The 6,126-nt window shown below is 72.0% G+C and carries 6 protein-coding genes; 3 read left to right on the top strand and 3 right to left on the bottom strand.

Annotated features, from left to right (window positions below):
- Positions 1–412: 412 nt before the first annotated feature.
- Positions 413–2,260 (bottom strand): DNA helicase RecQ, encoded by a 1,848-nt coding sequence (gene recQ, locus DEI95_RS12280; protein WP_111060405.1) that lies wholly within the window; start codon positions 2,258–2,260, stop codon positions 413–415.
- Positions 2,261–2,269: 9 nt separating this feature from the next.
- A complete protein-coding gene (locus DEI95_RS12275) occupies positions 2,270–3,484 on the bottom strand; it encodes a CPBP family intramembrane glutamic endopeptidase (protein ID WP_146243652.1) in 1,215 nt (404 codons plus the stop codon).
- A 36-nt stretch (positions 3,485–3,520) separates the two neighbouring features.
- Here DEI95_RS12275 and DEI95_RS12270 point away from each other — a divergent pair, with 36 nt between their 5' ends.
- Positions 3,521–4,441 (top strand): EamA/RhaT family transporter, encoded by a 921-nt coding sequence (locus tag DEI95_RS12270; protein ID WP_111060403.1) that lies wholly within the window; start codon positions 3,521–3,523, stop codon positions 4,439–4,441.
- Between the two features lie 18 nt (positions 4,442–4,459).
- Here the strand turns inward: DEI95_RS12270 and DEI95_RS12265 are convergent, their stop codons facing one another.
- Complete coding sequence (locus tag DEI95_RS12265; RefSeq protein ID WP_111060402.1) at positions 4,460–4,951, bottom strand: GNAT family acetyltransferase; 492 nt, start codon at positions 4,949–4,951, stop codon at positions 4,460–4,462.
- A 103-nt stretch (positions 4,952–5,054) separates the two neighbouring features.
- Between DEI95_RS12265 and DEI95_RS12260 the strand changes: the two genes are divergently transcribed.
- Together DEI95_RS12260 and DEI95_RS16730 are read left to right on the top strand one after the other, a co-directional pair.
- The gene (locus DEI95_RS12260) at positions 5,055–5,861 is read left to right on the top strand and encodes a class E sortase (RefSeq protein WP_258367595.1); all 807 of its coding nucleotides are present in this window, start codon (positions 5,055–5,057) and stop codon (positions 5,859–5,861) included.
- On the top strand, positions 5,858–6,034 hold the full coding sequence (locus DEI95_RS16730; RefSeq protein ID WP_181419450.1) for a hypothetical protein: 177 nt from the start codon (positions 5,858–5,860) through the stop codon (positions 6,032–6,034). The genes DEI95_RS12260 and DEI95_RS16730 overlap by 4 nt, the downstream gene beginning before the upstream one ends.
- The last annotated feature ends 92 nt before the right edge of the window (positions 6,035–6,126 follow it).

Genomic DNA, 6,126 nt, shown 5'->3' with positions numbered 1-6,126 from the left:
GGTGGGCTCGGCGGGCGCGGTGGGCTCGGCGGGCGCGGTGGGCTCGGCGGGCGCGGTGAGCACTGCAGGGTCCGTGAACACTGCGGGGTCCGTGAACACTGCGGGGTCCGTGAACACTGCGGGGTCCGACACGCTCGGACCGGCCAGTCCAGCGGGGGCATCGAGTCGGACCGGAGCGGCCGGTGCACCAGGTACGCCCGGTGCGGACACTGCACCGCCGGACGGACGACCGGCAGCGGGGGTGACGCCGGCCGCGGCCGTTCGCCTGGCGATCGCGTCGAAGAGCGGCGTGGAGGACACAGCGGACCTTTCCCGAGGAGGAGGAGTCGGATGTCCCGCCGATGTCGGTGCCGGCGAGTGGGACCGAGCATAGTGCGCGTATTTCACATCTGCAATACTCAACACCCGCGACTCACCCGGCGGCGGCGACCACGTCCAGGACCGCACGCCCGTAGGACTCGAGCTTGGCCGCACCGACTCCGGAGATCTCGGACAGCTCGTCGAGGTCGGACGGTCGTACCGCGGCGATCCCGCGCAGAGTGGCGTCGTTGAACACGACGTACGCCGGGACCCCCTGCTCGCGTGCCTGCCCGGCTCGCCACTGTCGCAACGACTCGAACAACGGCATGGCCTCCTGCGGCATGTCCGACACGACGGCTCGGCGGGAGCGACCGGCACGCGGCGCCTTCACCGGGTCGCGACGCATCCGGACCTCGACCCGTCCGGCCAGGACGTCGGCGCTGGTCGGGCTGAGGACGAGCGTGCCGTACCCGTCGCCGGAGACGGCCACGTACCCCTGTGCCAGGAGCTGGCGCGCGACGGCCTTCCAGTCGGCGTCGGACAGGTCCTGGCCGATGCCGAACGTCGCGAGGGTGTCGTGCCGGAGTTCCTGCACGCGCGGCGACTGCTTGCCGGTGAGGATGTCCACGAGGTGCGCCACCCCGTACCGCTGCCCGCGCTCACGGTCGAGCCGCACGATCGTCGACAGCAGCTTCTGTGCGGGCACGGTGCCGTCCCAGGACTCCGGCGGCGCGAGGCACGTGTCGCAGTTGCCGCACGGCGTGGACTCCTGCCCGAAGTAGGCGAGCAGGCGCACCCGTCGGCATTCGACCGTCTCGCACAGGGCGAGCATGGCGTCCAGGTGCGCGCTGAGCTGCCGGCGGTGTGCGGCGTCGCCCTCGGACTGGTCGATCATCCGGCGCTGCTGCACGACGTCGTTCAGGCCGTACGCCAACCACGCCGTCGAGGGCAGTCCGTCGCGGCCGGCACGACCGGTCTCCTGGTAGTAGCCCTCGACCGACTTCGGCAGGTCGAGGTGCGCGACGAAACGGACGTCGGGCTTGTCGATGCCCATGCCGAACGCGATCGTGGCGACCATGACGATGCCGTCCTCGCGCAGGAACCGGGACTGGTTGCGCTCACGCACCCGGGCGTCGAGGCCGGCGTGGTACGGCAACGCGGCGATCCCCTGGTCGACCAGGGCGGCAGCGGTCCGCTCGACCGAGTTGCGGGAGAGGCAGTAGACGATGCCGGCGTCCCCGCTGTGCTCGGTGCGGATGAACGTCAGGAGCTGCTGCAGGGCGCCGGTCTTCGGCTCGATGCGGTACTGGATGTTCGGCCGGTCGAAGTCGGCGACGAAGTGGGCGGCGTCGTCGAGTCCGAGCCGGGCGGAGATCTCGCGGTGGGTCTGCGGCGTCGCGGTGGCGGTCAGGGCGATGCGCGGCACGGTCGGCCAGCGCTCGTGCAGGATGCTCAGCTCGAGGTAGTCCGGCCGGAAGTCGTGCCCCCACTGGGCGACACAGTGTGCTTCGTCGATGGCGAAGAGCGCGATGCGGGCCCGGTCCAGGAGCGCGCGCGTCGACTCGATCCTCAGACGCTCCGGAGCGAGGTAGAGCATGTCGACCTCGCCAGCGACGATCGCGCGCTCGACCCGAGCACGTTCGTCCGGCGCCTGCGTGGAGTTGAGGAACGCGGCCCGGACGCCGTTGGCGGCGAGGGCGTCGACCTGGTCCTGCATGAGGGCGATGAGCGGCGAGACGACGACGCCGACGCCGTCGCGCACGAGCGAGGGCACCTGGTAGCACAGCGACTTGCCGCCGCCGGTGGGCATGAGGACGAGGGCGTCCCCGCCGGCGACGACACGGTCGATGATCGCGGCCTGCTCCCCGCGGAAGGCGTCGTACCCCCAGACCCGGTGCAGCACGTCGAGGGCAGCGGAGCGGGTGCCCGCCGACTCAGGCGCGGGCGCGGTGGGACTCATGCGACGAGCCTACGGCCGGGGGCCGACACCACCGGACTTCTCCACAGTCACCGCTGCGGACGCGGCGTGACCGGCATCGGCGGACGCACCGTGACCCGCGTCTGCGTCCGGGTCGGCACCGGCGCCGACCGGCAGGGGATCCCGCACCGGGTCGCCGGGGGTGACCGCCCCGTCACCGAGCGCCGGCGCACCGGACCAGCCCGGGCCTCCCGGCCGGAGCCACTGCCGCCCGCCCGCCCAGGGCGGCACCGGTCCACGGAACCGCGGGGCCTCCTGTCCGGGGAACCGACGGTCCAGCTTCCGCCAGTGGGCCACGAGCTCGACGAGTCCCCAGTACCCGAGGGACGACGCCAGCGTGACGACGAAGCCCTGCCACGAGCCCTGCGAGCCCTCGCCGGTCAGGTCGATCTCCGACCAGCCCGGCGCTTGCAGCACGAAGATCATGATGTTGTTCAGCGCGTGCTGGAGGACCGTCGCCTCGAGCCCGCCGGTCCGGAGCACGATGACCGCCGCGACGAGCCCGAACGAGCCGACGTCGAGGATGCCCCAGATGTTGTACCCGTTCGGGACGTGCAGGACGGCGAACAGCAGCGTCGAGACCCCGACGGCGACCACGGTGCTGACGACCCGCACCGGGATCCACGAGCCGATGGTCTGCATGAGGAACCCGCGGAAGACGTACTCCTCGGCCGCCGCCTGGAACGGCACGAGCAGGACGACCAGCAGGATCGTCACCGTCAGCGTCTGCACCGACACGGTGGACTGACCGATCGCGGCGGTGTTCCAGTGCAGCCCGCCGTCGAACGCGAACATGCCCCACGACTGGAGCAGGAACATGATGATCCCGAGCACCAGCAGCGGCAGCAGGCACCACCCGAGCCAGCCCCACCGGATCCGTAGCCGGATCGAGGACAGCAGCCCGTACGGACCGAGCCGCGCGATCCTCATCGACAGCATGATCGCCGGCAGGAGCACCACGAGGGACACGAGCGACATCGACAACACGAGCGGGTCCGTCGGGTCGAGCGCCCCCTCGGACAGCTTCGCCAGCAGGTCGTTCAGCCCCTCCGGGCCGCGCTGCACCCCGATCGGCACGAGGTAGGCGATCGCGATGACGATCTGCGACAGCACGTAGAAGCCGAGGAAGACCGCCAGGGCCACGAGCGGACGCCACCACCGCCAAGCCGCATCGACACGGGGCAACCGATGGTAGGGAACGCTCACGCCGAGCAGGGTACCGGTCCGGGCAGGATGGGACCCGTGATCACCGTGCTGCTCGGCCTCGCCGGCGCCGTCGTCTACGGCGCCGCGGACTTCCTCGGCGGCCTCGCGTCCCGCCGGGCACGGGCGGTGTCCGTGACGGCGGTCGCCGCCGCCGTCGGTCTCGCGCCCCTCCTGGTCGGACTCGCCCTGCTCGGCGGTCGCTTCGGCGGCGAGGCCGTCCGATGGGGCGTGGTGGCCGGGGTCTCCGGCGGCGTCGGCGTGCTCCTCCTGTACGCGGCGCTCGCGACCGGACCGATGAGTGTCCTGTCGCCGCTGACGGCGGTCTTCACCGCGGTCGTGCCGGTCGCGGTCGCCCTCCTCCGCGGCACGGTGCTCTCCCCGCTCGGGGTGGTCGCGCTCGTCGTGGCGGGCGTCGCCGTCGTCCTCGTGGCGGCGGTGCCGGACAGCGGTGGCGCCCGCCTGACCGCCCGCGGGGTCGTCACGGCAGCGGCGGCGGGGTGCGGGCTCGGCGGGATCGTCCTGGCGTACGACGCATCACCGACGGACGCGGGCGTCGCGACGCTCGTGGTGGCGCGGGTCGTGCAGGCGGTCCTGCTCGGTGCGGCGGCGCTCGTGGTCGTGCGGCTCCGGCCGGGAGGCCCGCCACACGACGCAGGGTCGGCCGGCGGCCCTGCCGGCGCCGGGTCCGGTGCCGTGCGGTCCGGACCGGGCCGGGCGCTCGTGCTCGCGGTGGTCGGGTGCGGGGTCCTCGACGCCGTCGCCAACCTGTTCATCCAGGCGGGCCTGCACTCGAGTGACGACCCGTCGACCCTGCCGGTGATGAGCGTGCTCAACGCGCTCTACCCGATCGGGACGGTCCTCCTCGCCGGGCTCGTGCTCCGTGAACGGCTCACCGCGGTGCAGGCGACGGGCATCGTGCTGGCGTTCGCCGCATCCGTCGGGCTCGCCCTGTCCTGAGAGGACTGCGAGGAATCGTCAGAGTCCTGCGGCGCCCGATCGCCCGACCTCGACCGCATCCGGCCCCGGACCCGCATCGTCGACGACGAGCCGCTTGCCCAGCGAGACCGCCTGGTCCGGCGCGTACCCGAGGGTCTCGTAGAAGGCGATCACCTGCTCGTTCCCGGCGCGGACCTGCAGGTTCAGCTTCGGGCACCCCATGTCCGTGAGCAGCCGCTCGAACTCGGCCATCATCGCCCGTCCGAGCCCGCCGCCCTGCAGGTCCGGGCGCACCGCGAGGTAGTTCACCCAGCCCCGGTGCCCGTCGAAACCGGCCATGCCCGCGGCGACGACCTCCGGGGCACCCCCGGCAGCGTCCTCCGCGACCAGGAACAGCTCGGGCTGCACGGTGAGCTTGCGTGCGATGTCCCGACGGGGGTCGTTCCAGGGTCGGACGAGCCCGCAGGACTCCCACAGCGCGACGACGGCGTCGGTGTCCTCGGGACGGAACGGGCGGATGAGGTGCTCCATCTCCACCACGGTAGCGGTGGACCGCCCTGTGGATGATCCCCGCAGCGAGCCGTCGCCGTGGTCTGATAGACCTACTGCGCCGTCCACACGAACCGGAGCCCCAGTGACCTCTCACGACACGCTGCCGACGCGACGCGACGCCCGCGACGCGGCCGATGCCGAGCGGCCCCGGCGACGACGCCCCCGCCAGACCGTCTTCGGCGCGCTCGTCGCACTGCTCGCGGAGCTCCTCATCATCGCGGGAGCGGGCACCGGGCTCTACGTGGTGTGGACCGCCTGGTGGACGGACGTCGTCGCCGTGAACGAGCAGAGCGCCCTCGTGGAGACGCTCAAGCAGCCGGAGACCAAGAAGGCCGTCGGTCCGGAGCACCGGGACGAGGCACCCGTGCTGTCGGAGCCGCCGGGGCTGTCGACCGTGTTCGGCACCATGCAGATCCCCCGCTTCGGCGCGGACTACACGCGTCCGATCGGGGAGGGCACGGACCGCGAGCAGGTCCTCAACACGATCGGGCTCGGGCACTACCAGGACACCGCGATGCCCGGGGCCGAGGGCAACTTCGCCGTCGCCGGTCACCGTGTCACCTACGGCAAGCCGCTCAACCAGATCGCCGAGATGCAGGACGGTGACTCGATCGTCGTCCGTGTCACGGACGCGGAGAAGGAGTTCGACGTCTGGTACGTCTACAAGGTGACCGACAGCCAGATCGTCACGCCGGACAAGATCGAGACCATCGCTCCGGTGCCGAACAAGCCCGGGGTCGAGCCGAGCGCCGAGGACCGCTGGCTCACCCTGACGGCCTGCCACCCGATGTGGTCCGCTGCCGAGCGGTACATCGTGCACGCGAAGATGGACTACTGGATGCAGGCGTCGGACGGCACGCCGAAGGAACTCTCGGAGACGGCCAAGTGATCTTCCCCCTCGTGTGGCGCCTCCTGCCCGGCCCCACTGCGCTCAAGGTGCTCGAGCTGCTCGTGCTCCTGGTCGCGATCGTGTTCGTCCTCTTCACGTGGGTGTTCCCGTGGATCGCGGCCGACATCCTGCCGCCGCCCGACGGCACCGTGGACGCACCCCACTCCCCCTGACCGGCGGACGATCACCGGGCGGACGGCTGACTGGTGAGCGCTGACCGGCCGGCGCTGACCGACCGGCGCTGACCGGGTCGCCCATCAGGGGT

This window comes from Curtobacterium sp. MCBD17_008, assembly GCF_003234475.1.
Lineage (GTDB): Bacteria > Actinomycetota > Actinomycetes > Actinomycetales > Microbacteriaceae > Curtobacterium.
Note: the sequence above shows the minus strand (reverse complement) of the source record. Positions and strands in the feature narration are given on the sequence as shown.

Bases quoted from the DNA above. Each gene is read 5' to 3' on its own strand.
- recQ (WP_111060405.1), bottom strand. From the start codon at position 2,260: ATGAGTCCCACCGCGCCCGCGCCTGAGTCGGCGGGCACCCGCTCCGCT.
- DEI95_RS12265 (WP_111060402.1), bottom strand. From the start codon at position 4,951: ATGGAGCACCTCATCCGCCCGTTCCGTCCCGAGGACACCGACGCCGTC.